The sequence below is a fragment of the Hyphomonas sp. J20-32 genome, assembly GCF_055808555.1.
In genome coordinates this window covers 2,825,456-2,850,680 of the sequence record NZ_CM147873.1, presented here as the reverse complement: position 1 = coordinate 2,850,680, position 25,225 = coordinate 2,825,456, and the positions used below count along the sequence as shown (strand labels likewise).

Below are 25,225 nucleotides of genomic sequence, written 5' to 3'. Positions count from 1 at the left end.
TCTGAATATCCACACGCCATCCCCCGGTCATGCGCGAGGAGTTCACGGACCGCCCGTGTCCACTCGCATTTCCGGATACCATACAGTCCTGGCGCTTTTGTCCCCACCTCAGACCGAATGACTATCCCGGTTCCGAATTCACTCTAACAGCGAAATGAACGAACTCAAACTATTCAAAAAGAACAAGTGATTTGGCGACATGCGCCGACCGTAGAAATGCCGGATCAGATGGAAGATTCAACCCTCCAGGTGGCGCAGGAGCTGGAAGACTTTTTTTGATACGGCGCAATTCGCGCGATCAACCAACCCCCAAGCCCCCTAGATCACGCCCGCTTCGCGCCAGGCGTCTTTCGGCCAGCGGCGGTGTTGCCAGAACCATTGGCCGGGCTGGGCGCGGACGCAGGCTTCGAGGAATGTGTTGATCCGTTCCACGGACCTCAGGATATCGGCCTCCGTGTCGCCGGTATCTTCGGGAATGAAGGGTTCGTGGATTTCCACCCGGAACCGGGCCGGGCCGGTGCGCAAGGTCGAGACCGGCACGATCGGCACGCCATATTTCAGCGCCAGCCGCGTCGGCCCCTGCGCCGTCATCGCCTCATGGCCGAAGAAGGGCGCGGCGACGCCTTCGCGGAATTTCTGGTCGTTCATCAGGGCAATCGGCGCGCCGCGCGCCAGCGCCCGCATCAGCTCGCGCGTGCCGATGCCCTTGGGGGCGGCGGTGCCGGTGCCATAAGCGTGGCGCAGCCTGTTGATGCGCCGGTCGATATGCGGATTGTTCAGGGCCCGGTAGGTCATCACCGCGTGGGGGATGCGCTTGCAGATCGCCGCCGGCATGATTTCCCAATTGGCGAAATGGCCGGAAATGAACACCGCGCCCTTGCCGCTGGCATTGATCGCATCCAGCCGCTCGACGCCGACCACGTCCACGCGCCCACTCGTATAGGGGTCGATGGCGGGCAGGTGGGGCAGTTCGCCGGCCGTGCGCCCGGCGCTCTCCCAGGCTGCCAGCGCCGTGCGGTTGATCTCGTGCTCGCTCCAGTCGGGGAAGGCCAGCTTCAGGTTGCGCACCGTGGTCTTGTGTTGTGACAGGCGCGGGCCGATCCTTTTCATCAGCCAGCCGCCAAAGTCAGAGGCCCTGTCGGGCCCCAGCAGCTTCATCGGCCACCAATAGACAACATCCCAGGCAATCGTCTCCAGCCGCCACTGGATCCGCTGCCACAGGGAGGCGCGGTTATCGATGTCCTTCGGGCGGACATAGGCGGGGGGCGTGTCGGTCATGGGTTTGCAGAGTTGAGGATCGGGGCCAGCAGCGCGTCGAGCGCGCCCGCCTCTTCAAAGCGGGCCGCGACCGGAAAGGCAAGCACGCGCTGCTGTTCGTCCTGCGGCAGGCGCACATGGTCCTTCGTCGTCGTGATCAGGCGTGCGCCATGGCTGTCGGCCAGTCGGTGCAGGAATTTCAGCTCGCTTGCCGAATAGACATGATGGTCGCCATAGCCGACCGCCTCGCGCAGGTCGGCGCCCGCTGCCGTCAGCGCATCGAAGAACTTGATCGGCCGTCCGATGCCTGCAAACGCCACCAGCGGCCCCTCTGGCATGGCGCCTGTGGGCGCCACCACCGCACGCAGCACCGGCACGCCTGCCTGCGCCACCGCGCCCGGCACGTCGCCCGCGCCCATCAGCACCACGCCGCCCGCCCGCGCGAGGCCGTCGCTGACCGGTTCGCGCAAGGGGCCCTTGGGCAGGAGGTGGCCATTGCCGAACGGCGCGGCGGCATCGATGACGACGAGGGAGAGGTCCTTGTAGAGGGACGGGTTCTGGTGGCCGTCATCCATCACGATCACCTGCACGCCGTCAGCCTGCATGGCGCGTGCGGCGGCCACCCGGTCGCGCCCGATCCAGCTCTCGCCGCTCGCAGCCAGCATCAATGGTTCGTCGCCGACATCGGCGGCCGTATGCGTGCCGGGCCGCACCCTTACCACCCCCTTGGCACCCCCGCCGTACCCCCGCGACAGGGTCGCCGCACGGACGCCCTGCGCCGTCAAAACATCCCGAATCGCGGCGACGACCGGCGTCTTGCCAACCCCACCAACGGTCAGGTTTCCGACGCAGACGACCGGGATGTCCACCCGGACAGGCACGGCCTTTTCCAGCTTTTTCAGCACGCCCAGCCGATAGGCAAAGGCCAGCGGCGAGAGCAGCAGGCGCGTCAGCGGCGCGGCCTCGCGTGAGCGCGGGTCCAGCCCGGCCGACCAGAAATGCGGCGCCTTCATTGCAGCAATCCCGGCTCTGGGATCAGCGGCAGCAGCGCCGCCAGCGTCTCGACCATCGGCGCGTCCGCATGCTCCGCCAGCGCCTCCACCGCCGCCACTGACGGTGGCGCCGCATTCTGCAGGGCATCCGCCACACCTGCCGCATCATTTGCGATCCTGACGAGGCCGCGCGTCTCGAGATCGGCCATCATGGCGGCGAAATTGAACACGTTCGGTCCTGTCACGACCGGTTTGGAGAACCGCACGGGCTCGAGCGGGTTGTGCCCGCCCACGCCCTCGGCATGCCCGCCGCCAAGGTAGACCGCGTCGGCCAGGCGCAGCCACAGGCCCATCTCGCCCATCGTGTCGGCCAGCAGGACGCGGGTGCGCGTGTTCGCCACTTGTCCCTTCGACCGGCGTGCATGCGGCAGGCCGCGCGCCTTGATCAGGGCTTCCACTTCGTCACCGCGCTCCGGGTGCCGAGGCGCTATGATCAGGGCGGTGTCCGGCATGTCCGACACGGCGTCGAGGAACAGGTCCTCTTCGCCCGTATGCGTCGAAGCGGCGACAAGGCAGCGGCGCGTGCCGACAAAACCGTCGCGTATCCGCTTGATTTCAACATCGCTCGCCTCCGGTCCGGGCAGGGCCGATTTGAGATTTCCGGCTGAGCGCACAGTGTGCCCGAGAAGGCTTCCCAGCCGCTGGGCCGTGTCCGTGTCGGCCGCCAGTACCACGTCGAACGCGCCAACCAGTTTGCCGAACAGCTTGCGTACGCGGCTCCAGCCGTCGGCTGAGCCTTGCGTCATGCGCGCGTTCACCAATGCCCGTTTCGCGCCGCTGCGCCCGGCCTCGAAGATCAGGTTCGGCCAGATTTCGCCTTCGCCGAACACGCACAGGTCCGGCTGCCAATGCTGGATGAAGCGTTTGGCGATTGCCGGCGTATCCAGCGGCGCCATCAGGTGGATTGCGGCGTCTGGCAGGGCCGGGCCCAGCAGGCGGGCTGAGGTGAGTGTCTGGCTCGTGAACAGCAACATCAGGTCAGGCCGCGCCGCAACCAGCCGGTGGCCCAGTTCCAGCAGGAGGCGGCTTTCCCCCACACTCGCGCCATGCAGCCAGACCAGCCGGCCCGGCCGCCGGTTGGGCATGCCCCGCGCCAGTCGCTCGTTCATCCGGCCAAAATCTTCCTTCCCCCCACGCGCCCGCCGCCGCAGCAGACCAGGCAGGAAAGGCGACGCGATGCGGGCACACACGCGATAGAGGCGAAAGACTGGAGTCATGTATGGGAAGTCCCGGCGTTTTCTGGCGTCACGTCATTACCGGCGAGTATTTCAGCCCTGCGCGTTGCCGCATCAAGCCTTTGCTGCAACGCGTCGCGCAAGTCTTCTGGCTTTGCTTCGCGTGGGGTTTCCAGCAATTCGCCGAACACGATCGCGCCCCTGGTGAAAGGGAAGGGGATGATGAACCGGTCCCAGCTACCCAGCCGCTTCGCAGGCTTGGTTGCCACCGCATAGGGCAGGATCGGCGCGCCCGATCTCTGCGCAATCAGGATCGCGCCCAGGCTGACCTGTTCGTTCGGGCCGCGGGGGCCATCCGGCGTGATACAGACTGCCCCGCCCGATTTCAGCAATTTGACAGCCTCCACGATTGCGCGTGCGCCGCCCTTGTCCTTTTTCGCCTTCTTCTTGTTTCCGGCCGAACCGCGGATCGTTCCGACGCCAAGATGGCGCATGGCGCGGGCAACCGGTTCTCCGTCACCTGACATGGAAATCAGCATCGATACGTCAGCCTCTCGTCCAGGCCAGTGCCGTATCAGCCGTGTCCAGCCGGAAGGAATCAGCATGATCCGCGAATGCCAGATCGCCACGACCACGCCTGTCGATGATTCCCAGGAGGCTCGGGCTTCCCTGTCGCCTTCCACAGTCCAGCGCACTGTGCGCCCTATCAGGGCCATCCAGGCCCAAATCAGGAACCCCAGCAGGATTACAACAGGCTTGGATCGGAACAGGAACTTCATCGCGTCGCTTATACTTCGCTTTGCACCCTGCGCCATGGCTGCTGGCAACGACAGCGGACAGAATTGAGATGGTGGGCGATACAAGGTTCGAACTTGTGACCCCTGCCGTGTGAAGGCAGTGCTCTACCACTGAGCTAATCGCCCCAGTTCCGGGAAGCGCGTCGTTAATCCGATGCCCCCCGGACGTCAAGCAAGGAACACCGTTGGGGTGATATGCGGCGTGCGTCCGCTAGAATTCCTGTAGAATTCTTATGCAAAAATGCATTCCTGCATATCCAATATCGCCGGTTTCGCATGTATAAGCTGGATTGCCTTATTTTCGCTTCCGTTCCATCATCCATTCTCTCTCAAGGCTAAACCCTAGCTGTATTTGCCTATTTTGCGCTGAATTGCAGGTTTTTTGCCCCTCGTGAGGTCTGTTAACGATCTGATGAACAGTTGTTCATAATGAACAACTGTTCATGCGAATTTGTTACGCGATTTTCATCCGAGATTGCCCTTGAGAAACCCAGCAAACATGGTCATCTTGGTGTCATAAACGATGAGCTGATGAGCAGTTCACGGTGTTGATTTAGAGAAGGACAGGCACTGGCGAAGTAATTTGCTAGTATTGAAAAAAAGCCTGGAGAGAGAGAAAATGAAAGACTGGTGTGACGAAGAGGGCGCAAAGCGCCTTTGCGAAAAGATCAATGCGTATTGGGCCGAGCGCGGCTATGAAGTCGATGTCGACTTCGTTGACGCTGGCTTCGTGCCTGCGATGCGTAGTGCCCGCACGGATGTTCGCAGCAACATGGTGAACGGCATGCCCCGTCGCCGCGCGGCTGGCGAAGCTGGTGCAGCACGCCCGAGCTACCGTCCGAGAAGTGAATCGGCGGCTTAGCTCAACAACGCAAGTATAGCCGAAACGAGCTCTGAATAGTTGCTGACAACTTTGTCGGCGCCGATTTCTTCTTGAGTTTCGGATTCGTATCCGAATGGAACGAAAATGAAGGGCAGCCCGGCATTGCGGGCTGCCCTTTCGTCCGTTCGGCTGTCGCCCACCATGATGGCCCGGGACCGGTCGCCGCCTGCGCGGTCTATTGTCAGCAGGATATGATCGCCATGCGGCTTGCGTTCCGGCACGCTGTCGGCGCCGACTATCGCGGCAAACTTGCCTGAAAGCTTCAATGTATCCAGCAATCTGTCGCTCGAGCTCTGGCGCTTGTTCGTGCAGACTGCGAGGGTCGCGCCGCCGGCGGCCAGCTGGTCGAGTGCCGCGACGGCATTTTCGAACGGCTGCGATCCCACTGCGATATTGGCTTCGTAATAGGCAAGGAACTGGTTGAACAGGCCATCCATCCGGTGCGCCTCGGGTTCGACGCCCTGCGCCGCCATGCCTTTGATGATCATCGCTTTTGCGCCGTGACCGATCATTGTTGCGATGGTTGAGAGATTGACCGGTTCCAGACCGGCTTCGACCAGGACGTGGTTTAGCGCGCCCAGAAGGTCCGGTGCCGTGTCGACCAATGTGCCGTCCAGATCAAATACAATCGTCCACCCTTCAAACGGTCTGCTCATGCCTGAATGAAATCCTCTCTCGCCACTCGCCTTGAATCGGCCTTTGGTCTAGGCGAAAGGTCTGGGGAAAGCGAGAGGGCCTGCCCGTGACGAATATCGCCAGAGACCGCGCTGCGATCATCCTTGCCGCTGGCAAGGGAACGCGCATGAAGTCCGATCTGCCAAAGGTCATGCATGCTGTCGGCGGGCGCCCCATGGTCGACTGGTCGATCGACCTTGCGCGCAAGGTCGGATGTTCCCGGATTGTGGTCATTGCTCATCCCTCACAGAAAGTCCTCATCGACCATGTCACGACCCAGCTCGGCGAAGGGAGCATTGCCTACCAGGACCCGCCGCAAGGGACGGGCCATGCAGTACGGTGCGCCGAAAAGGCGCTGGACGGCTTTGTGGGCGATCTCGTCGTGCTCTACGGAGACAGCCCGCTTGTCCCCGCCGGCGCCATCGAAGATCTCTTTGCTGCGCTTGAGACGGGTGCATCGCTCGGCGTCCTCGGTTTCGAGGCCGCCGAGCCCGGGCTTTACGGTCGCCTGATCCTGGCAAAGGACGGCGATCTCGACGCGATCGTTGAGGCCCGTGAGGCATCGCCGCAGCAGCTCGCCGTTCGCCTCTGCAATTCAGGCGTCATGGCGGGCCGTGCTGAAACTATGTTTCGTTTGCTCGGCAAGGTCACCAACCAGAACGCCAAGGGCGAATACTATCTTACAGACCTTGTCGGCCTCGCCCGCGCAGAGGGCGCAATCTGCCGGGCGGTCCAATGCGGCGAAGATGATCTCATCGGCTGCGACAGCAAGGCGGACCTTGCCGAGGCTGAAGGCATCTTTCAGGCCCAGCGCCGCAACGGCGCGATGGCCGCAGGCGTCACGCTGGTTGCGCCCGATACCGTCTTCTTCTCGCATGATACGGTGATCGAGGCCGATGTCGTGGTTGAGCCGAATGTTGTTTTCGGACCCGGTGTGCATGTTCAGGGTGGCGCGCGAATCCGGGCGTTCAGTCACTTGGAGGGCGCTCAAGTGGCGTCAGGCTGTGAGATCGGTCCCTATGCCCGTCTTCGTCCGGGCACCGTGCTCGAACCCGGAGTTCGTATCGGCAATTTCGTCGAAACCAAGAATACGCACATTGGCGAAGGCGCCAAGGCGAACCACCTGGCCTACCTCGGCGACGGTCGCATTGGCGCGCAGGCGAATATCGGCGCGGGCACCATTTTCTGCAATTATGACGGCTTCCTGAAACATCAGACCATTGTCGGAGAGGGAGCCTTCGTAGGGTCGAATTCATCCCTTGTTGCGCCTGTCGAGATCGGCAAGGGCGCCATTATAGGTTCCGGTAGCGTGATCACCAAGAATGTAGAGCCGGATGCGCTCGCTGTGGCGCGCGGCCAGCTCGTCAAACGCGAAGGCTGGGCGATCAGCTTCCGTTCCCGAAAGAGTGCCGAAAAGGCCGCCATGAAAAAGAAGGACTAAGCCAATATGGCCAACGAGCACGAGAAGGAAAACGCTGCGCTGGCGGCGATGGAATATGTCGAGGACGGCATGACCATTGGTCTCGGCACCGGCTCCACCGCCAAGTATTTCGTCGAGATGCTGGCCGACGAGATAGCCGACGGGCTGCTGGTGCGCTGTATCGAGACGAGCGAACAGACTCGCGATCTTGCGACCAGCCTTGGCGTGCCGCTGGTTCCGTTCGAACAGGTCGACCGGATTCACCTCACGGTCGATGGTGCCGACGAGGTCGACAGCCATGGCAACCTCATCAAGGGCGGCGGTGCCGCGCTGCTGCGCGAGAAAATCATCGCCAATGCCAGCGATCACATGGTGGTGATCGCTGACCCATCCAAACAGGTCGAACGCCTCGGCGCTTTCCCATTGCCTGTGGAGGTCACGCCATTCGGGTACACGATCACGGCGAAGGTGGTTTACGACGTGCTGTGCGCCGCTGGAATTGATCGGCCACGGGTCGAATTGCGCAAGCAGGCCGGCAGTATCGACCTGCTGGTCACAGACGGCGGCAACTATATTCTCGATTGCCATTGTGAACGCATCCCGGACGCCGAAGCCCTCGCTGCGCGCCTTTCCAACGTGCCCGGCGTGGTCGAGCATGGCCTGTTCATCGGCATCGCCCGCACCGTGATCATTGGCAATGAAAACGGCGCCACCGTGTTTGAATTCTAGGCTCAGGCCCCTACATCTCCCGAAGATTCAACGATTTGCCTGCATGCGCGCTCGACGCCGCGCCAATTGAGATCGGGCAGCGGAAAAGGAACAATCGATGGCCGACAAGACATACGACTATGACCTCTTCGTTATCGGAGGAGGTTCTGGCGGCGTGCGTGCAGCGCGACTTGCGGCCCTTACCGGAGCCAGGGTCGGCGTCGCCGAGGAATACCGGATGGGCGGAACCTGCGTCATCCGCGGCTGTGTGCCCAAGAAATTCATGGTCTATGCCAGCGGCTACGGCAAACACATCAAGCATGCCAAGGGCTATGGCTGGAGTGTCGGCGATGTGTCCTACGACCATGAGGTCTTCGCCTCCGCGATGCGTGCCGAAGTCGACCGCCTGTCGGGTATCTATCACCGAAACCTCGTCAATGCGGGTGTTGAAGTTGTCGAGGAGAGGGCCGAGTTCGTTGATGCGACGACGTTGCGCCTGAAGACCAGCGGCAAGACGATCACTGCCCGCAAGATTCTGATCGCCGTCGGCGGCCGTCCCTGGATGCCGTCATCGGACGAGTTGCCGGGCGTCGAGCATGCGATCACGTCGAACGAGATTTTCGACCTCGAGACATTGCCCAGGCATCTTGTCATCGCAGGCGGCGGTTACATCGCCGTCGAGTTTGCGCATGTGTTTGCCGGTCTCGGCGTCAAGACCAGCCTGGTGTATCGCGGCGATACCGTGCTGCGCGGCTTTGATGAAGACGTCCGCACCGCCGTCCATGAGGGGCTCAAGGAGGCTGGTGTCCGCGTCATCACGCAGACCGTATTCGAGAAGATAGAGAACATCAGCAAGGGCGACTTGCCGTTACGCATCCAGCTCAAGAATGGCCACCACCTCGACGCCGACGTGATCATGATGGCGGTCGGCCGCCGCCCGGCGACTGACACGCTGGGCTGTGAAGCCGCCGGCGTCGCGCTCGACCAGAACGGCGCTGTCATCGTCGACGAATGGTCGAAGACCAATGTGCCCAGCGTCTGGGCGGTCGGCGACGTGACTGACCGTGTCGCGCTGACGCCGGTCGCCATTCGCGAGGGGCATGCCTTTGCCGAGACCGAGTTTTACGACAAGCCTTGGCATTTCGATCATAAAGACATTCCGACTGCCGTATTTACCCAGCCGGAAGTCGGCACTGTCGGCATGACCGAGGCGGTAGCGCGCAAGATGTTTGGGACTGTCGACATCTACAAGACCCGCTTCCGTCCGATGAAGAACGCGCTGAACGGCGACACGAGCCGCGTGCTCATGAAATTGGTGGTAAAGGCCGACGACGAGCGTGTCCTGGGCGTTCATATCGTCGGTGACGACGCCGCTGAAATGATCCAGGCCGTCGGCATTGCGATCAAGATGGGCGCCACCAAGCCGGACTTCGACCGGACCTGCGCGCTGCATCCCAGTGTCGCCGAAGAGCTCGTCACCATGCGTCAGAAATGGGTCCCGGAAGTCACGTCCTGATAACCAAGGGTCACCCGGCCACCCCCGCAGCACAGGCCTGCGGCCACATTGCCTCACCCCTCCAAAAGGGCCTGCAGCTCCATCGCCACGGTCTTCAGGCTCTCGCGGATGGACTTGAGTCCGCCGCCCCTGCCGGAATGAATCACCAACTGGCGCCAGGGCGGCTCGCCGTCTTTCGGTGCCTTGACCATGAGGTGGCCGGAGCGGGACAGGGCAGATTTCAGCAGGGCTTTCGACAGGGGGAACCCGGCTTTTGAATCATACTGCCCATTGCGGGCATCGGCCTCGAACGTCGATTGCTCGCTGCGTCCGACAGCATTGAACAAGACTGACAGCGCGGGGCGTTTTTCGGCCTCGACCTGTTCTGCAATCACCAGGTTCAGCAGGCGAACGCCTCGCAACGAGTATACGTCGGCATGCATCGGCGCCACCACCCGGTCTGCGGCTTCCAGTACACAGCGCGTCAGGAAGGTTGCGTTCGGATTGGTGTCGAACACGATGAGATCATATTCGCTGCGATAATGGTCCACCATCCGCAGGAATTGGGATTTGACCTTCTGCAGCGCGGCTGAATCATTTGCGAACGCGTATTTTGATATTTCGAACTGGCCCGATACAAGATCCAGCCGTCCGCCCGGGCTGTCCGGGCCCATCAGGTCGTGCATGAGATCTTTCCGCGGGACGGCGGCGAATGGCTCGGTCGACAGGGTCAGCCAGCTTTCACCCGGGCTGACTGCATCGCGCGAATGAAGACGTGATCGCTCGAACAGCGATATGACGGAACGGTCAGCTGCGGCACTGGCGTCGGCGTGTTCCATATCGAAGAAAGTCTGGGTCAAGTTATACTGCGGGTCCAGGTCGACCAGCAGGACCCGACCGCCGAGCGCTCCCTGCCACGCACCGAAGACTTGGCTTGCGACCGTCGTCTTTCCCACCCCGCCCTTCAGGTTCATCACCGCCAGAACAGGGCACTTGCGCTTGTAGGCCTTCTGTACCTCGTCCACGAGCTGCCCGGTGGCATCGGGGACTGTCGACGACAGTTTCAGGTGAGGCAGGACTTCGTGCCTGAAGAAGCCGTTCAGCCGCGCCTTGTCGATCTGGTAGGGGATCAGACGCAGATTGCGAGCCTTAGCCCGTTCCACATCCTGCCTGACCGATTTCGACCTGACTGCGCTGGCAGACACCAGAACGATCATAGCGAACGCATCATCGATGGCCTGATCGGCTTTCGGGCGGTCTTCCGCATCGTTCGGCGCGTACCAGTCGGGTATCGCTGCCATCCGCAATGCTTCGTGGATTTCGAGCAGAGCGTCGATGTCCTGGGATGAATGGCTGATATAGACGTGCGACATGCGGCTAGGATGGTCCTTCAGGCAGCGGATCTAACCCCGTTTCTAAAGGGCATGAGACTGATTCCGCCACCGTTTTGCTGTGAAATTGTGGTGAAACTTGAGCAAGCGCGGCCCATGTGATTTATGCTGCTTTCGAATGGAGCAATTTAACATGACCTGGACACCCTCAGATTGGCGGAAACTGCCTGCCAAGCACATCCCGTCGGATTACCCCGACACTGCAGCGCTGGCTGCAGTTGAGACGCGCCTGAAGGGATATCCACCGCTGGTGTTTGCGGGCGAGGCCCGGCGCCTCAAACAGCGCCTTGCAGAAGTCGCTGCGGGCAGGGCTTTCCTGCTCCAGGGGGGAGATTGCGCTGAAAGCTTCAAGGAATTCCATCCGGACAATATCCGCGACACGTTCCGTGTCATCCTCCAGATGGCTGTGGTGCTCACCTTCGCGGCAGCAAAGCCTGTCGTGAAAGTGGGACGCATCGCCGGCCAGTTTGCGAAGCCACGTTCCGAGCCCGTCGAGACCATTGATGGGGTCACGCTCCCATCCTATCGCGGCGACAACATCAATGGCATGGAATTCACGCCCGAGGCCCGTATACCGGATCCCGAACGCCTGATGCAGGCCTACTCGCAGTCAGCTGCGACGCTCAACCTGCTTCGCGCGTTCAGCCAGGGTGGCTATGCGGACCTGTCCAACGTGCATCGCTGGATGCTCGGCTTCGTCGATCGCAGCCCGCAGGGCGAGCGCTACGAAGCGCTGGCTGACCAGATCACCAAATCCATGGATTTCATGGCGGCGTGCGGCGTCACCTCGACCAGTGTCCCGCAAATGGCGCAAGTGGAGTTCTACACCAGCCACGAAGCGCTGCTCCTCGGCTATGAAGAGGCGATGACCCGCGTGGATTCGACATCCGGCGACTGGTACGACACATCGGCACACATGCTGTGGATCGGCCACCGCACGCGCCAGGTCGATCATGCCCATGTGAACTTCTGCAAAGGCGTGAAGAACCCGATCGGCATCAAATGCGGCCCGGGTATGGAGACGGATGAACTCCTGCGCCTGATCGATACGCTAAATCCAACAGACGAGGCCGGGCGCATCACGCTGATCTCTCGCTTCGGTTCGGAAGGTGTCGGGAAGGGCCTGCCGGAGCTCGCGCGGGCGATCAAGAAAAGCGGTCGTACCGTCGTTTGGTCCTGTGATCCGATGCACGGCAACACGTTGAAAACCGAGAGCGGTTTCAAGACGCGCCCGGTGGACCGTATCCTGTCGGAAGTGCGCCAGTTCATCGATGTCCTGTCAGCTGAAGGATGCTATCCGGGAGGCGTGCACTTCGAGATGACGGGCCAGAATGTCACCGAGTGTATCGGCGGCGCGCAGGCGATTTCCGAACACGACCTGTCGTCAAGATATCACACGCATTGTGATCCGCGTCTCAATGGCGAACAGGCGCTTGAACTCGCGTTCATGATCGCCGAGAAGCTGCAGGCAATGAGCCTCGCGGAGTCTAACGCCTCCCGCAAGGCCGGATAATCAGGGACGAAACAACCAATGGCTCGCGCAGGCTGGCCCGCCTGGGCGCGGGCCTCCGACATATCGGATTTGCTTCGGCTGTCCGTTCCGATCGCAATTACGCGAATGTCGATGATGCTGATGGGCATCACCGACGCCATCGTGCTCGGCCAGTACTCACCGGGTGAACTGCCCTTCATCCTGAATTCATGGCTGCCGATGGGCGTGTCCATTGGCTTTGGCATGGGCCTTCTGCTTGGCACGCAGGTACTCACGTCAGAACTGCTTGGCGTCGGACTCGCGCGTGAATCCGGGCGCATATTCCGGCGTGGCTTTTGGGCGGCTGTCGGACTGGGCGTTGTTTTGACGGCGCTTGTCTTCTTCGGTGCCGAGCCGCTGTTTCACTGGATATTCGTTACGATTGCGCCTGTATCGGAAGCTGCCGACAAGTTGGACCCCCAGACAATTGCTTCAGAGACGGCAAAGGTGACGCGGATCCTGTCCAGCGGCCTCCTCGCCTTCATGGTCTCGCAGGTCTGCAGCTTTTACCTCGAAGCCCTGCGCCGGCCTCTGCTGGTTACGGTCGTCATGTATTTCGGTGTCGTGATCAACCTGGTCCTCGACCTGGCGCTCGTGGGTGGCGTGTGGGGAGGTGAGCCTATGGGCGCCGAAGGCGTAGCATGGGCTACGACAAGCTCACGCTGGGCGCTGACGATCGTGATGTTCATTCTTGTCGTGATGCTGACTCCGGCCTTCCGCAAGTCGGTTGCTGGTCCCCTCGACGAGGCCCGTCGCCAGTTCAGCGTCGGCATCGGCACGGCCATAAGCAATGTCGCCGAATGGGGCGGCTTCAACATGACGTACATCATTGCGACATGGATCAGTCTCGCGGCCAATTCGGTCTACGGTTATGCCGTCCAGATCATGGGGCTTTGCTTCATGTTCTATCTCGGGATCGGCTCTGCCACGAGCGTGCGCGTCGCTGAAGCCTTCGGGCGCGGCAACAATGATGAAATCCGCGACGCGGGCCGTCTCGGCGTGGCGGCGACGATCATCATGGGCCTGATTTTGGCTCTCATCCTCATCCTGTTCAACGGGCCGATATCGCGCGTTCTGGTGCGCCCGGATGCGGTTCTGAACGGAGTTATCCTCGCCCCTGCGATCGCGAGCCTGCTCTTCTTTGCTGCTGCGGCGACGATCTTTGACGGCCTGCAGGCAACGGCGTCGATGGCGTTGCGCGCGCAGGAAATCGTCTGGTCGCCCAGCATCATCCATATCGGTTCGTTCTTCGCCGCCATGATCCCGGCCTGCTATTGGCTGGGCCTTGTGGAGGGCAGGGGCGCCCAAGGCATGATGGAGGGCGCGCTCATCGGCATTGGTATTGCGGGTGTCCTGCAGACGGTGCTTCTGGAATCGAAAGCGGCGCGCCTGCCGAGCAAACGCGCCGCCTGAATTTCAGGGTAGGCCTCCAGCAAGGAAGGCCAAATACCCTAGAGGTCTTTCAGAGCCGTGGCTGGTTTGAAAGCCAGGGATGTCTTTTCTGGGATCTTGATCTTGTCGCCAGTGGCCGGGTTGCGGCCTTCACGAGCGTTGCGGGTTTTCGCCGCGAACGTGCCGAATCCGGCGATCGCCACTTGCTGACGGCTTTTCGCAGCACCAGCGATCGTGTCGAAAACAGCATCGACGGCCTTGCCGGCTTCGCTTTGCGAAAGGCCGGATTCGGCAGCAACTGCCTTTGTAAGTTCACCCTTGTTCATAGGGGTTCTCCTCTAAGTTAAACGGCGATCCCCCGCCGTTGCGTCGACATGCCCACGATTCGTTTTACGTGAATATGCCGAAAGGCCAGTAAACACGGGCTATATGCCTAGAATCCAGCCCTCTTCGGCCTGAATCTGCTCGATTTTTCCCTCGTCAAGCGATTTGCCTGTGGAAAACGCCTCGCTGAGCAGCCCTTTTTCGTCGAGTTCTGAATAATGACGGGCGATTTCACGGACCTGAACTTCGTCCAGAGTTTCGCCTTTTTCTGCTTTCGCCTTGACCAGGGACGGGTAAATTTCGGCGATGACGACGTCCACGCCCTGCAGGTCGTCTTCGGTGATCTCATCCGCTCCGGTCTCGAAGGGCCAGATGCGAGCATTCGCCCACGCCGCGCGCAGGGCATGCACGTGAGGGATGCCTGTCAGCGACTGGCTGCCGACGCTGCCCGTATAGGCGAGTTGCCACACAGACTTTGGTTGGCCGAGTTTCCGGTCGCGCAAATTGGACTCTGCCACACGGAATTCTGGCAGCGGCTGGCCTGTAAAGTCCGGCTTCGTCGATGCCAGAGTCGAGACCACATCGCGTGCGGCTGCCCCCCAGAACGGGTAGGGGCCCTTGGAGATGGCATAATTCATTCCGGCCGCAATCGCGTAGCGCGCATTCGAATTATCGGGCTTGTCTTTCAGTTTGCTGGCGAGGTGCGAATGCATGGCTGCCCAAGGAGGCTGTTTCGACACATCCAGCCCCAATGCTTTGGCCGTTCCCGCCGGGTAGCCCAGCGGAAAGTCGAAACCAAGCAGTACCCGGTCGCCGCGCCGTGTCAGCTTGGCGATCATGTCTTCAAGGAATGCACGCGCTTTCAGGCGTGTATCGATATTGACTGCCTTGAATTGCAGTTTCAGCCGGGCGTCTTTCGCCAGGATGCCAATCCAGATCGAGTTTGCTCCGAGCGCCGGCTTGGCCGCCGCACTCCAGTCCACCATTATGTAGGCATCGAACAACCGCGCCATGATGTGAGTCTCCGTGGCCGCACCGCGGCCTTTGAGACGCGGTGCGGATATATTGGGTTTAGGTGAGTTTCACCAACATCTTGCCAGTGTTGGCGCCTGTAAACAGGCCCATAAAGGCTTCTGGCGCCTTGTCGATACCTTGCATCACAGTTTGCTCGAACTTCATTTTGCCGGCCGGAATCCACTTCGCCATGTCCGCGAAGAATGCCGGCTGCATGTCGGCATGCGTCGACACGATGAAACCCTGCAACTTGAGCTGCTTGCCTACCGCCTGGATAATGTTGTGTGGGCCTACAGGCGTGCCGGTTTCGTTGTATTGCGCGATCATTCCGCACAGCGCCATACGCGCCAGTGGCCGGGCGACTTCGATGGCCGCTGTCAGGTGGTCGCCGCCGACATTATCGAAATACACGTCGATGCCCTTGGGCGAGGCAGCCTTCAGGGCTTTCACCAAGCCGTCAAACCCGCCAGCTTTCTTGTAGTCGATGACGTGGTCTGCTCCCAATGATTTGACGAAGGCGCACTTGTCCGGCCCGCCAGCGGACCCGATGACCATGCAGCCCTTGTTCTTGGCGATCTGTACCACTGTCGATCCGACAGCGCCTGCAGCACCCGACACGAAAACAATGTCGCCTTCTTTCAATTCGGCCACGCGCAACAACCCAGCGTAGGCTGTCAGTCCGGGCATGCCCGCAACGCCAAGGAAGGCACTCTCTGGCAAGCCGACATCCGGCAGTTTTTGAACCATGGCGGCTTCCGGCTTGGCCACCCAGGCCGTGCGCCAGCCGAGCATGGACGATACGAGGTCTCCGACCTTGTAGTCCGGATGGGCCGACGCCGTCACTCGGCCCACTGCGCCGCCCTGCATCGTTTCGCCGATCTGGAACGGAGGCACGTAGCTTTCACGATCATACATCCGGCCGCGCATGTAGGGATCAACAGACATCCACTCGTTCTGAACCTGGATCTCGCCATCTTTCGGTTCGGCGATCTCCACGGTTTTCTTCGCAAAATTCGCGGGCTTGGGCATGCCTTCCGGCCGGGACGCGAGTGCCCATTCGGTTGAGTTGAGTTTGGCCATTATGATTTCCTCCTGATTATCGTTGTCGCTTAAGTGGACTGTGACTCGTCGCCTGTGAAGGGCTTGCCGCCGGAATATCTTGCCGGGCGTCAGCAGCTTGCCGATTTCACGCCTTTGAATAAGGTTGCCCCAACAAAATCAGGCAAAGGCAGGACGCAGCATGAAGACCAGGCACCTCGTGGATCCGGAACTCGTCGAATTTGGCGAGACTTTCCCACCGCTCGACCTCAAGCCGGAAATGCTGCCGGCGATGCGGGAGGTGGCTGCAGGGATGACCGTCATGGGCGATCCTTCGCTGCTGGGCGTTACGCGGCGCGAGGTGGTGGTTCCGGGGCTGGCTGGCGGGCGCGAAGTTCGCTGCCTCGTCTATGAACCGATGTTGAAGCGCAAGGCACGTCCGGCCTTCCTGCACATTCATGGCGGCGGTTACGTGCTTGGCGCCCCAGAAGGGTCGGATGATCGCAACACACGGGTCGCCTCTGAGCTTGGCGCGGTCGTTGTATCACCCGACTATCGGCTTGCTCCTGAGGAGCCGTACCCGGGACCGCTCGATGATTGCGCCGCCACGCTCAACTGGATGATCGAGAATGCCGCGTCACTCGCTATCGACACTTCCCGCGTGGCCGTCGGAGGAGACAGCGCCGGCGGAGGACTGGCCGCGGGACTGGTTTTGCGTACGCGCGACGAAGGCAAGTTCAAGATCGCGTTCCAGCACCTTGTGTACCCGATGCTGGATGACCGCACGACAGCGGACGATGCAAAGCTCGACCCGGTTCTGGGCGAGTATATCTGGACGCCAGCCAGTAACCGCTTCGGATGGGCGTCTTATCTTGGTGGTCATGCACCTGCATCCCCGGCTGTTCCTGCCCGCGCGGCAAGCCTCGAAGGCTTGCCTCCGACATGGATCGGCATCGGAGGCCTGGATCTCTTTCTCGACGAGAACATGGCTTATGCGCGCCGGTTGATCGCAGCAGGTGTCGCCACGGAATTCATCATATATCCCAGCGCGTATCACGGCTTCCAGTTCGAGGCCGGAGCGGCCGTCACCCAGCGGTTCGAACGGGACTATGTTGCGTCCCTGGCACGCGGGCTCGGCTGCACCTTTCCGCAAGCTGTACCAGCGTAGAGCCCCATTCTCTCAGAAACTGTCATAACCTTTGGCAGATGAATGTGCCGCCCGTACTTGCAGCAGGGGGCGATGCGGTGTCATGTCGGCGCAGATGAGGGCCAGAAAGAATGACCAAGTTGAAAGTCGGCGTCGCGGGCGCCGGTGTGTTCGGGAATTACCACGCGCAAAAAGCTGCCGCCTCGGCGCGCACCGAATTCATGGGCGTGTACGATATCGACCGGGATCGGGCAGAGCGGGTAGCCAGCACGTTTGGAGCACATGGCACTTCGGACTACCGCGCTTTTCTCGACATGTGCGATGCGATCGTGATTGCCGTTCCTGCGACCTTTCATGAGCCGCTTGCCCGCGAGGCGGTTGAAGCGCACTGCCATGTCCTTGTCGAGAAGCCTCTGGCGCTGTCAGGCAAGGCGGCACGTAGTCTTGCAGACGAAGCTGCCGCTCGCGGCCGGATTCTCCAAGTCGGCCATCAGGAGCGCTTCGTGGCCCGCGCCATGGGCGTGCTGACCATCGAAGAAACGCCACTACTCATAGAGTCCGTTCGCGCCGGGCCGCCCGCTCCGGAGAATCGGGCAGGCGATGTGTCGGTCATATGGGACCTGATGATCCACGATCTCGACCTTGCGGCGATGATGCTTGGAACCGAATTCACGGGGGTCATGGCCAGCGGGTCCCGTGTCCATTCGCGCCACCTCGACGAGGCTAGCGCACAGTTCACCTATGCCAGCGGCGGCGTCGCCCGCCTGCGCGCCAGCCGGGCGTCAGACGTACGCGAACGTACCATGCGGGTTGTCTATCCGTCTGGTGAGATCGCGATAGACTTCCTCACGCGCAAGCTTCAGAACTCCACGCCGTATGACGTTCGCGTCGATATAGCGGCAGAGCTTCCTGACCCCTTGGGCGCGGCAGACGAGGGATTTTATGCCGCCTGTCTCGGCCTCGCGCGCAGCCCGGTGCCCGCCCACGGAGCGGTTGCCGCTGTAGCCATGGCGGAAGCGGCCGAAGCAGCCGCGCTCGCCAAGATCGACGCCTGACCTAGTTGCGGTTAGATTGTTTCGGATCGAGCTTCGGAGCAGGCGCGAGGCGCATGACTTCGGTCTGGAAGCGTTCGTCGTCTCCTGCCGCAAGAAAGGGCAGGGCACCGGAAATTGCCTTCTGCAGTGGCTCGAACCAGTCCTGATCCGCCTTCGAAAAGTCGGACAATACGTGAGGCATGACTTGCGATTTGTCGCCGGGATGGCCGACGCCAATGCGCACGCGCCGGACGTTCTCGCCGATATGTGCAATCAGTGACCGGACACCATTGTTGCCCGAATGCCCACCGCCTTGCTTCATACGAACGCGACCGGGTGCCAGATCGATTTCGTCGTGAAAAACGACTACATCCTCGGCGGTCAATTTGTAGAATGTCGTGGCCTTTGACAGCGCGCGACCTGATTCATTGTAGTAAGTTTCTGGCTTCACCAGCAGGGTCTTGATCCGACCAGCAGCCGTCTCGATCGTGCCCTCGGAAACCTGGCTCTCAAATTTTGAGCGCCAGGGCTGAAAATTGAATTCAGAGTGAATACGATCCAGGACCATGAACCCGGCATTGTGACGGTTGCCGGCGTACTTTTGTCCAGGGTTTCCTAGTCCTGCGAGGATCAGCATCGGGTGTTCTCCCTCGTGCGACCGAGCAGGGGTTGGCCGCGTGCCTGGCCCAAAAAGGCCAAGCACGCAGAGCCAGACCGAACGGATCAGTCTTCGCCGCCTTCTTCTTTTTCGTCGGCGTCTTCGGCTTCATCGGCAGCCTCGGTCTCTTCGGTGTCGACAACCGCGACGCGCCCGGCAATCGTCACGACCGTAAAGTCGCGATCCGTAATGGTCGGTTCAGCGTCGGATGGTAGTGTGATGTCCGAAATCTTGAGGTTGTCGCCAACTTCGAGCGCCGACACGTCGGCTTCGAGGAATTCCGGAATGTGGCCGGCCGGGACAAGAAGTTCGACCGTGTGGCGCACGACATTGAGGGTGCCGCCCTTTTTGAGACCTGGCGAAACGTCTTCGCCCTTGAAGTGGACAGGTACTTCAACCTTGATCTTCTGGTCGGCTTTGACGCGGAACAGGTCGACGTGGACCGGGCGGTCCGTAATCGGGTGCATCTGGATCGCCTGCGGGATCACGAGCTGCTTGTCGCCCTTGTAGACGAGGGTAGCCGTCGAAGACAGGAAGTGTCCGGTTTCGATCGCTTTCATCACTTCTGCGAGGCGCAGGTTGATCGCCACGGGCTTTTCGTTGCCGCCGTACAGGACTCCGGGAACGAAGCCATTATTGCGGGCTTCACGTGCACCGCCTGTGCCGATGCGCTCACGCACTTCGACATTGAATGAAATTTGTTTCTTGGACATTTGTTTTCCTTTCGCCCTGAAGTCCGCCGCCGGGCATCCGGACGGTGACAGCCTGACACGCACGGCCTTGCGCCGTCGTTTCCAGTCGGCGCCTATAGGCGATGATGTTGCTGCTGGCAAGCGGTCCGGGGCAGGCGGGCTCGCCTGTTTGGCGAGTTCTGCCTTCTGCGTTTACCCATCAGCCTTTCGTAGCGGCATGGGGCATGAAAACACGCGCGCCGGACGAAACTCTTCGAAACCGCACCTTCTCAATCAAGTCTGCAGTCTGTTAGGGTCGCTGAAGTGCACAATACAGGACACCCGTGATGAGCGATGCCAGCAAGACCTATCCCGTTCCCGCCGAATTTGCTGCCAAGGCAAACCTCACTCCGGAGAAATATCGGGAAATGTACGCCGCCTCTATCGCGGATCCGGAAGCCTTTTGGGGCGAGCAAGGCAAGCGTCTGGATTGGATGACACCTTACACGGTGGTGAAGGACGTCTCTTGGGAGACCGGCGACCTGCATGTGAAATGGTATTCGGACGGCGTGCTCAACGTCACGGCCAATTGTATCGACCGACACCTGGCGACCCGCGGCGACAAGGCCGCCTTCATCTGGGAAGGCGACGACCCGGCAGACACCTACACTGTTACCTACAAGCAGCTTCATACGGCCGTATGCAAGTTTGCGAATGTGTTGAAGGAACTCGGCGTCAAGAAGGGCGACCGCGTTACCATCTACATGCCGATGATCCTGGAGGCGACCTATGCCATGCTGGCCTGTGCGCGCATCGGGGCGGTTCACTCGGTGGTCTTTGGTGGCTTTTCGCCAGAGGCGCTTGCGGGACGCATTGTCGATTGCAAATCGGAAGTCCTGATCACAGCCGATGAAGGCGTGCGCGGTGGCCGCAAGGTGCCGCTCAAGGTCAATGCCGATGCGGCCGCCACCATCGCAAAGGGCATGGTCAAGAAAATGCTGGTTGTGCGCCGCACCGGCGCCGACGTGAAAATGACCGAAGGCCGTGACCACTGGCTCCACGAGATCGGCGCAGGCGTGTCTGCCGATTGCCCGCCTGAACCGATGAATGCCGAGGACCCATTATTCATCCTCTACACGTCCGGTTCGACGGGACAGCCCAAGGGCGTGCTGCACACGACCGGCGGTTATCTCGTCTGGGCGTCAATGACCCATGAATACGTGTTCGATCTCAAGGACGATGATGTATTCTGGTGCTCGGCCGATGTCGGCTGGGTCACGGGGCACACCTATATCGTCTACGGCCCGCTCGCGAATGGCGCGACCAGCGTCCTGTTCGAAGGTGTGCCAACCTATCCCGATGCGAGCCGGTTCTGGCAGGCCTGCGACAAGCACCAGGTCACCATCTTCTACACCGCCCCAACCGCCATCCGTGCCCTGATGCGCGAGGGCGAAGGCCCGGTGAATGCGACATCGCGCAAATCGATCCGCCTGCTCGGAACGGTTGGAGAGCCGATCAACCCGGAGGCCTGGGAATGGTATTTCCATGTCGTGGGCGAAGCGCGCTGCCCGATCATCGATACCTGGTGGCAGACTGAAACAGGCGGCACGATGATCGTACCTCTGCCTGGGGCAACAGAAATGAAGCCTGGCGCCGGCAGCCACCCCTTTTTCGGCATCAAGCCTGTGCTGGTCGACGCCGATGGCAACAAGCTTGAAGGCCCTGCGGACGGCAACCTTCTGATCACCGACAGTTGGCCCGGTCAGATGCGCACCGTTTATGGTGACCATCAGCGCTTCATCGACACTTATTTCACGGCCTATCCGGGATATTACTTTACCGGCGATGGCTGCCGACGCGACGAGGACGGCTTTTACTGGATCACCGGCCGCGTGGATGATGTCATCAATGTCTCCGGCCACCGCATGGGCACGGCGGAAGTCGAGAGCGCGCTTGTCAGTCATGACGCTGTGGCGGAGGCGGCAGTCGTCGGATACCCGCACGATATCAAGGGACAGGGCATCTATGCCTATGTCACCGTCCGCGCCGGGGTCGAAGTCGATGAAGATCTCCGCAAGAACCTCGTCCAGCACGTTCGCAACGAGATCGGGCCCATCGCTTCACCGGACCTGATCCAGTTCGCGCCGGGCCTGCCCAAGACCCGCTCGGGCAAGATCATGCGCCGAATCCTTCGCAAGATCGCCGAAAACGAGTTCTCCAACTTGGGAGATACGAGCACGCTTGCCGAACCGGAGGTGGTGAACGACCTCATAGAGAACCGGCAAAACCGCTAGATTGCGGGCAGGTCCACAGTGAACCGGGCACCGCCTTCCTCGCGATTTTCAGCGAGGACGTTGCCGCGATGCGTGGCGATGATCTGCTTCACGATCGACAGACCCAAGCCGGAATTATTGCCGAAAGCGGTTCCTTTCGGGCGGTCGGTATAGAAGCGATTGAATATCTCCTCCAGCTTGTCGGCTGGAATGCCGGGACCGGAGTCTTCAACGCGCAGCCGCGCGATCGTCTGGGGGCCGCTATTGGTTTGCTCCAGCGTCACATGCACGGTGCTGCCGGCTGGAGAGAAAGAACGGGCGTTGTCGATGAGGTTGCGGATAACCTGTCCAAGCGGCCCCTCCCGTGCACGGACAAGCAGGCGCGCGCCCATGGTCGCGTCGTCAAACATAACAGAAACCGCGTCGGGACCATCGCTCATCGCCTCATAGGTGCGCACGACATCGCGGGCGAACCTCGCAATGTCGATCTGCTCGCTCGGAACGCGGGTCATTTCCGCCTCAATACGCGAGGCATTCGAAATATCGGTGATGAGACGGTCGAGGCGTTTCACGTCCGAGGCTATCACCTCACGTAAACGCTCGCTGGCGACGGGGTCGTCCTGCACGCGCTCAGCTGTTTCGATAGCGGACCGGATCGAGGTCAGGGGATTCTTCAACTCGTGCGCCACGTCGGCCGCAAACTGTTCGTTGGCTTCGATCCGCTCAAGCAAGGCCTCGGTCATGCCCTGCATTGATGACGCCAGATTGCCGATTTCGTCCTTGCGCCGGGTCAGCGCGGGGATTTCGATACGGTCCGATGCGCCCGAACGGATGCGGTCGGCAGCCAGCGACAGGCGCCGCATCGGGCGGGCTATCCCGAGGGTGAGAAAGAATGACGTGATGAAAGCCACCAATACCGCGACACCGATGAACGGGACGAGTGCCGCGCGTTCAGATCGGATGATTTCGTCGATGTCGCTCGCCTCGAGGGTCAATACGCCCACCACGGCTGACACGCGCTGGATGGGCATGGAGACCGAGATGATCCGCTGGCCCCGGTCGGAAAAGCGCTGGCTCGCCGCGATGTCGCCCATCGCGGCGCTGTCGAATTCTTCCTCGAAGCTTTGAGTGCGCACGGCTTCGGAACTGCGGCGTGGCATGATCGGCCCGAACACGCGCGCGGCCCATTCGGACATGGCGGCGCCCATGCGCGCGATACGGCTCGGCTCCTTCAGGGGAGGCAGCGCATCTATATCCACCCGCTCTGACAGGTAGAAGCTGTCGCCGACAAGCTCGCCGTCGGGCGAATAAATACGTGCTCTCACCCGCTCCGGCAGGTTCAGTCGAACAATGGTTTGCCGGGCAGCGTCCACATCCAGGCTGGGCTCGGGTGTGGTCGCATCCTCACCCAGCAGGCTGGTGAAAATCTGCGCTTGCGCGACAAGGTCTTGTTTCTTCGAAACAACGAACCCGGCACGCATCTCGTTCAGCACCATCGCACCGATGATGAGAATGGCGAGACCGGCGAGGTTCGACGCGAAGATCAGCCTGGCGATGCGCGAACCCAGGAACATGGATCCGCGCCTTGAACCTGGCAGCCTGATGCGTTTGGACTCGCCCATCCCGTTACCCTGATTCCGGGCTGCGGCGATTTTTAGACGTCTGCCGCAACGCGCATGCTAACAATCTTGTCAGGATTGCGCGGCGGCTCACCTTTCGCAAGCTGATCGATCACATCCATGCCGTCCGTGACCTTGCCCCAGACTGTGTATTGGCGGTTCAGGAAGCTGGCATCGTCGAAGCAGATGAAGAACTGGCTGTTGGCAGAATTCGGCGCCGCTGTGCGCGCCATCGAACATGTGCCGCGCACATGCGGCTCGGCATTGAACTCGGCCTTGATATCCGGCTTGCTGGATCCGCCTGTGCCATTGCCTTTCGGGCAGCCGACCTGTGCCATGAACCCGGCAATCACGCGGTGGAAGACGATACCGTCATAAAACTCTTCCCGGGCGAGTTCCTTGATACGTTCGACATGACCTGGTGCGAGGTCTGGGCGCAATTCAATCTTCACGGATCCCTTTGAGGTTTCAAGAAGGAGGGTGTTTTCAAGGTCGGTCATCGGAAAATCCTTATGTGTGGCTCGGGTTCATGACTGGCTATTGAATGAAGGCGATGGCGGCAAGCCCACCAGCCGTGTTATTATCTGTGCATCATATCAGGACGCGCTGGCTCATGATTGCAAATTCACTTTCGATCCTGCTCTCCGGGGTTCTCGCGCTGGCGGGCTTGATCCATCTGGCTTGGGCACTGGGCAGCACGTTTCCCTATTCCAATCAGCAGGCTCTGGCGCGGGCTGTTGTCGGGCGCAGGGGAATAACGCGCATGCCGTCCATGGCCGCCTCGTCCTTTGTTGCATTCTGCTTGCTGGGGGCAGCCGTCTGGGCGCTCTTGCTGGGACGACTTATCACCGCTCCCATGTCTGACTGGCTGGTGGCTCCCGGGGGGCTGGCGCTGGCGGGCGTCTTCCTTTTCCGGGGTATTATCGGCGTCATGCCTACTTTCGAGCGCGCGCTGCCGGAACAGCCCTTTCTGCGTCTCAACCGTCGTTTCTATTCCCCGCTTTGCGTCCTGATTGGCCTTGGCTTCCTCGTTTTGACACTGACCATGCCGAACTGGACGTGGCGGCTCAGCCTGCTCGGATTCTAGGGACGCACCAGTCGGCCCTGCTGATACGTTCACTAAGTGACGCGCCATCCTGGCCCGGTGCGGCCATCATGTCAGCAAATGCCCAATGGTTCAGTTCCGTGCGGATCGTGACATCTGCACTGCGATAGGCGTCCGCCACGCCGCCCCCCAGAACAACGCCGGTGGCCTTCACGAAATCCGACCGGTCGAGCCGTCGTGGCCTGGCATCGACATGAACAACGAGCGCAGCATTGCCGGGCCTACGGCTCGCGCGAGAGAAAATGCTGCCCGGCCGCATCACCGGATCGACTCCTGCCAGCAAGCCAATCGTGCCATTGAGTTGGTGCGCCACGCGGAGTGCGGCATCGCTGCCCCAACTGTGGCCGACCAGTGCGATCTCGTCTCCGCGCGTCAGGGCCGTCATGCAGTGAGAGGTGGCGCCATCGACATCATAGTGCGCGAACCAAGCCGCCGTCCGGCCATGCTGGTTGCCACTGTCGCGCAGGAGGCGCTGGCGCGCGGCCACAAAGCTGGACACAATCCGCGACTGCCCGTCTGCCGCGCCGCCGATATAGACTTCGGCAATGCCCCGGGCGCGCAAGGCG

The 25,225-nt window shown here is 61.1% G+C and carries 24 protein-coding genes and 1 tRNA gene; 10 read left to right on the top strand and 15 right to left on the bottom strand.

The features are described from left to right. Positions 1–318: 318 nt before the first annotated feature. The 5 genes from AC0L7I_RS13795 to AC0L7I_RS13775 all read right to left on the bottom strand — a co-directional run bounded on the left by AC0L7I_RS13795 (position 319) and on the right by AC0L7I_RS13775 (position 4,407). On the bottom strand, positions 319–1,278 hold the full coding sequence (locus tag AC0L7I_RS13795) for a lysophospholipid acyltransferase family protein (protein WP_473397000.1): 960 nt from the start codon (positions 1,276–1,278) through the stop codon (positions 319–321). Further along, on the bottom strand, positions 1,275–2,270 hold the full coding sequence (gene lpxK, locus AC0L7I_RS13790; protein ID WP_473396999.1) for a tetraacyldisaccharide 4'-kinase: 996 nt from the start codon (positions 2,268–2,270) through the stop codon (positions 1,275–1,277). Before lpxK ends, AC0L7I_RS13795 begins: the two co-directional genes overlap by 4 nt. Continuing rightward, positions 2,267–3,526: a 3-deoxy-D-manno-octulosonic acid transferase gene (locus tag AC0L7I_RS13785; RefSeq protein ID WP_473396998.1), complete on the bottom strand. Its 1,260-nt coding sequence runs from the start codon at positions 3,524–3,526 to the stop codon at positions 2,267–2,269. Before AC0L7I_RS13785 ends, lpxK begins: the two co-directional genes overlap by 4 nt. Next, a complete protein-coding gene (locus AC0L7I_RS13780; RefSeq protein WP_473396997.1) occupies positions 3,523–4,263 on the bottom strand; it encodes a lysophospholipid acyltransferase family protein in 741 nt (246 codons plus the stop codon). The genes AC0L7I_RS13785 and AC0L7I_RS13780 overlap by 4 nt, the downstream gene beginning before the upstream one ends. A gap of 69 nt (positions 4,264–4,332) precedes the next feature. After that, positions 4,333–4,407 (bottom strand) — tRNA-Val (locus tag AC0L7I_RS13775). Positions 4,408–4,900: 493 nt separating this feature from the next. On the opposite strand from AC0L7I_RS13775, the gene AC0L7I_RS13770 reads away from it, so the two are divergent. After that, on the top strand, positions 4,901–5,143 hold the full coding sequence (locus AC0L7I_RS13770) for a hypothetical protein (protein WP_473396996.1): 243 nt from the start codon (positions 4,901–4,903) through the stop codon (positions 5,141–5,143). Here the strand turns inward: AC0L7I_RS13770 and gph are convergent. Beyond that, positions 5,140–5,820, bottom strand: coding sequence for a phosphoglycolate phosphatase (gph, locus tag AC0L7I_RS13765; RefSeq protein ID WP_473396994.1), 681 nt, complete (start codon positions 5,818–5,820; stop codon positions 5,140–5,142). The two genes, AC0L7I_RS13770 and gph, sit on opposite strands and share 4 nt — an antisense overlap. An 86-nt stretch (positions 5,821–5,906) precedes the next feature. Here gph and glmU point away from each other — a divergent pair, with 86 nt between their 5' ends. The 3 genes from glmU to gor all read left to right on the top strand — a co-directional run bounded on the left by glmU (position 5,907) and on the right by gor (position 9,483). Then, positions 5,907–7,280 carry a bifunctional UDP-N-acetylglucosamine diphosphorylase/glucosamine-1-phosphate N-acetyltransferase GlmU gene (glmU, locus tag AC0L7I_RS13760; RefSeq protein WP_473396993.1) on the top strand — a complete coding sequence of 458 codons (1,374 nt, stop codon included), beginning with the start codon at positions 5,907–5,909 and terminating at the stop codon, positions 7,278–7,280. Positions 7,281–7,286: 6 nt separating this feature from the next. Then, positions 7,287–7,988 (top strand): ribose-5-phosphate isomerase RpiA, encoded by a 702-nt coding sequence (rpiA, locus tag AC0L7I_RS13755; RefSeq protein ID WP_473396992.1) that lies wholly within the window; start codon positions 7,287–7,289, stop codon positions 7,986–7,988. A gap of 97 nt (positions 7,989–8,085) precedes the next feature. Further along, entirely contained in the window at positions 8,086–9,483 is a 1,398-nt protein-coding gene (gor, locus tag AC0L7I_RS13750) for a glutathione-disulfide reductase (protein ID WP_473396991.1), read from the top strand. A 53-nt stretch (positions 9,484–9,536) separates the two neighbouring features. On the opposite strand, the gene AC0L7I_RS13745 is transcribed toward gor, so the two are convergent. Beyond that, positions 9,537–10,835, bottom strand: a complete 1,299-nt coding sequence (locus AC0L7I_RS13745) for an AAA family ATPase (RefSeq protein WP_473396990.1) — start codon at positions 10,833–10,835, stop codon at positions 9,537–9,539. Positions 10,836–10,986: 151 nt separating this feature from the next. Here AC0L7I_RS13745 and AC0L7I_RS13740 point away from each other — a divergent pair, with 151 nt between their 5' ends. Further along, a complete protein-coding gene (locus AC0L7I_RS13740; RefSeq protein ID WP_473396989.1) occupies positions 10,987–12,366 on the top strand; it encodes a class II 3-deoxy-7-phosphoheptulonate synthase in 1,380 nt (459 codons plus the stop codon). A gap of 18 nt (positions 12,367–12,384) precedes the next feature. Then, entirely contained in the window at positions 12,385–13,797 is a 1,413-nt protein-coding gene (locus AC0L7I_RS13735) for an MATE family efflux transporter (RefSeq protein WP_473396988.1), read from the top strand. 38 nt (positions 13,798–13,835) lie between these two features. Here the strand turns inward: AC0L7I_RS13735 and AC0L7I_RS13730 are convergent, their stop codons facing one another. From AC0L7I_RS13730 to AC0L7I_RS13720, 3 genes are all read right to left on the bottom strand, one after another. Beyond that, positions 13,836–14,102 (bottom strand): HU family DNA-binding protein, encoded by a 267-nt coding sequence (locus AC0L7I_RS13730; RefSeq protein ID WP_035613124.1) that lies wholly within the window; start codon positions 14,100–14,102, stop codon positions 13,836–13,838. Positions 14,103–14,201: 99 nt separating this feature from the next. After that, positions 14,202–15,113 (bottom strand): hypothetical protein, encoded by a 912-nt coding sequence (locus AC0L7I_RS13725; protein WP_473396987.1) that lies wholly within the window; start codon positions 15,111–15,113, stop codon positions 14,202–14,204. A gap of 58 nt (positions 15,114–15,171) precedes the next feature. Next, positions 15,172–16,194, bottom strand: coding sequence for an NADP-dependent oxidoreductase (locus tag AC0L7I_RS13720; RefSeq protein WP_473396986.1), 1,023 nt, complete (start codon positions 16,192–16,194; stop codon positions 15,172–15,174). 160 nt (positions 16,195–16,354) lie between these two features. Between AC0L7I_RS13720 and AC0L7I_RS13715 the strand changes: the two genes are divergently transcribed. Further along, the gene (locus tag AC0L7I_RS13715) at positions 16,355–17,320 is read left to right on the top strand and encodes an alpha/beta hydrolase (protein ID WP_473396985.1); all 966 of its coding nucleotides are present in this window, start codon (positions 16,355–16,357) and stop codon (positions 17,318–17,320) included. A 110-nt stretch (positions 17,321–17,430) separates the two neighbouring features. Next, entirely contained in the window at positions 17,431–18,354 is a 924-nt protein-coding gene (locus AC0L7I_RS13710) for a Gfo/Idh/MocA family protein (RefSeq protein WP_473396984.1), read from the top strand. A gap of 1 nt (position 18,355) precedes the next feature. Here AC0L7I_RS13710 and pth read toward each other — a convergent pair whose 3' ends face one another. After that, the gene (pth, locus tag AC0L7I_RS13705) at positions 18,356–18,970 is read right to left on the bottom strand and encodes an aminoacyl-tRNA hydrolase (RefSeq protein WP_473396983.1); all 615 of its coding nucleotides are present in this window, start codon (positions 18,968–18,970) and stop codon (positions 18,356–18,358) included. An 86-nt stretch (positions 18,971–19,056) separates the two neighbouring features. Continuing rightward, the gene (locus AC0L7I_RS13700; protein WP_473396982.1) at positions 19,057–19,704 is read right to left on the bottom strand and encodes a 50S ribosomal protein L25/general stress protein Ctc; all 648 of its coding nucleotides are present in this window, start codon (positions 19,702–19,704) and stop codon (positions 19,057–19,059) included. 305 nt (positions 19,705–20,009) lie between these two features. Between AC0L7I_RS13700 and acs the strand changes: the two genes are divergently transcribed. Beyond that, positions 20,010–21,956, top strand: coding sequence for an acetate--CoA ligase (acs, locus tag AC0L7I_RS13695; protein ID WP_473396981.1), 1,947 nt, complete (start codon positions 20,010–20,012; stop codon positions 21,954–21,956). Here acs and AC0L7I_RS13690 read toward each other — a convergent pair. Next, entirely contained in the window at positions 21,953–23,509 is a 1,557-nt protein-coding gene (locus AC0L7I_RS13690; protein ID WP_473396979.1) for a stimulus-sensing domain-containing protein, read from the bottom strand. The genes acs and AC0L7I_RS13690 overlap by 4 nt on opposite strands. Positions 23,510–23,589: 80 nt before the next feature. Next, positions 23,590–24,054 (bottom strand): peptidylprolyl isomerase, encoded by a 465-nt coding sequence (locus tag AC0L7I_RS13685; protein ID WP_473396978.1) that lies wholly within the window; start codon positions 24,052–24,054, stop codon positions 23,590–23,592. 113 nt (positions 24,055–24,167) lie between these two features. On the opposite strand from AC0L7I_RS13685, the gene AC0L7I_RS13680 reads away from it, so the two are divergent. Continuing rightward, on the top strand, positions 24,168–24,641 hold the full coding sequence (locus tag AC0L7I_RS13680; RefSeq protein ID WP_473396977.1) for a DUF3995 domain-containing protein: 474 nt from the start codon (positions 24,168–24,170) through the stop codon (positions 24,639–24,641). On the opposite strand, the gene AC0L7I_RS13675 is transcribed toward AC0L7I_RS13680, so the two are convergent. Next, the gene (locus tag AC0L7I_RS13675; protein ID WP_473396976.1) at positions 24,622–25,221 is read right to left on the bottom strand and encodes a hypothetical protein; all 600 of its coding nucleotides are present in this window, start codon (positions 25,219–25,221) and stop codon (positions 24,622–24,624) included. The genes AC0L7I_RS13680 and AC0L7I_RS13675 overlap by 20 nt on opposite strands. Positions 25,222–25,225 lie beyond the last annotated feature (4 nt).

Bases quoted from the DNA above. Each gene is read 5' to 3' on its own strand.
- AC0L7I_RS13795 (WP_473397000.1), bottom strand. From the start codon at position 1,278: ATGACCGACACGCCCCCCGCCTATGTCCGCCCGAAGGACATCGATAAC.
- AC0L7I_RS13770 (WP_473396996.1), top strand. From the start codon at position 4,901: ATGAAAGACTGGTGTGACGAAGAGGGCGCAAAGCGCCTTTGCGAAAAG.
- AC0L7I_RS13780 (WP_473396997.1), bottom strand. From the start codon at position 4,263: ATGAAGTTCCTGTTCCGATCCAAGCCTGTTGTAATCCTGCTGGGGTTC.
- pth (WP_473396983.1), bottom strand. From the start codon at position 18,970: ATGCTGATCCTCGCAGGACTAGGAAACCCTGGACAAAAGTACGCCGGC.
- AC0L7I_RS13700 (WP_473396982.1), bottom strand. From the start codon at position 19,704: ATGTCCAAGAAACAAATTTCATTCAATGTCGAAGTGCGTGAGCGCATC.
- AC0L7I_RS13685 (WP_473396978.1), bottom strand. From the start codon at position 24,054: ATGACCGACCTTGAAAACACCCTCCTTCTTGAAACCTCAAAGGGATCC.
- AC0L7I_RS13785 (WP_473396998.1), bottom strand. From the start codon at position 3,526: ATGACTCCAGTCTTTCGCCTCTATCGCGTGTGTGCCCGCATCGCGTCG.
- gor (WP_473396991.1), top strand. From the start codon at position 8,086: ATGGCCGACAAGACATACGACTATGACCTCTTCGTTATCGGAGGAGGT.
- AC0L7I_RS13680 (WP_473396977.1), top strand. From the start codon at position 24,168: ATGATTGCAAATTCACTTTCGATCCTGCTCTCCGGGGTTCTCGCGCTG.
- AC0L7I_RS13710 (WP_473396984.1), top strand. From the start codon at position 17,431: ATGACCAAGTTGAAAGTCGGCGTCGCGGGCGCCGGTGTGTTCGGGAAT.
- AC0L7I_RS13690 (WP_473396979.1), bottom strand. From the start codon at position 23,509: ATGTTCCTGGGTTCGCGCATCGCCAGGCTGATCTTCGCGTCGAACCTC.
- AC0L7I_RS13720 (WP_473396986.1), bottom strand. From the start codon at position 16,194: ATGGCCAAACTCAACTCAACCGAATGGGCACTCGCGTCCCGGCCGGAA.
- lpxK (WP_473396999.1), bottom strand. From the start codon at position 2,270: ATGAAGGCGCCGCATTTCTGGTCGGCCGGGCTGGACCCGCGCTCACGC.
- AC0L7I_RS13725 (WP_473396987.1), bottom strand. From the start codon at position 15,113: ATGGCGCGGTTGTTCGATGCCTACATAATGGTGGACTGGAGTGCGGCG.
- gph (WP_473396994.1), bottom strand. From the start codon at position 5,820: ATGAGCAGACCGTTTGAAGGGTGGACGATTGTATTTGATCTGGACGGC.
- AC0L7I_RS13730 (WP_035613124.1), bottom strand. From the start codon at position 14,102: ATGAACAAGGGTGAACTTACAAAGGCAGTTGCTGCCGAATCCGGCCTT.
- acs (WP_473396981.1), top strand. From the start codon at position 20,010: ATGAGCGATGCCAGCAAGACCTATCCCGTTCCCGCCGAATTTGCTGCC.
- AC0L7I_RS13735 (WP_473396988.1), top strand. From the start codon at position 12,385: ATGGCTCGCGCAGGCTGGCCCGCCTGGGCGCGGGCCTCCGACATATCG.
- AC0L7I_RS13740 (WP_473396989.1), top strand. From the start codon at position 10,987: ATGACCTGGACACCCTCAGATTGGCGGAAACTGCCTGCCAAGCACATC.
- AC0L7I_RS13715 (WP_473396985.1), top strand. From the start codon at position 16,355: ATGAAGACCAGGCACCTCGTGGATCCGGAACTCGTCGAATTTGGCGAG.
- rpiA (WP_473396992.1), top strand. From the start codon at position 7,287: ATGGCCAACGAGCACGAGAAGGAAAACGCTGCGCTGGCGGCGATGGAA.
- AC0L7I_RS13745 (WP_473396990.1), bottom strand. From the start codon at position 10,835: ATGTCGCACGTCTATATCAGCCATTCATCCCAGGACATCGACGCTCTG.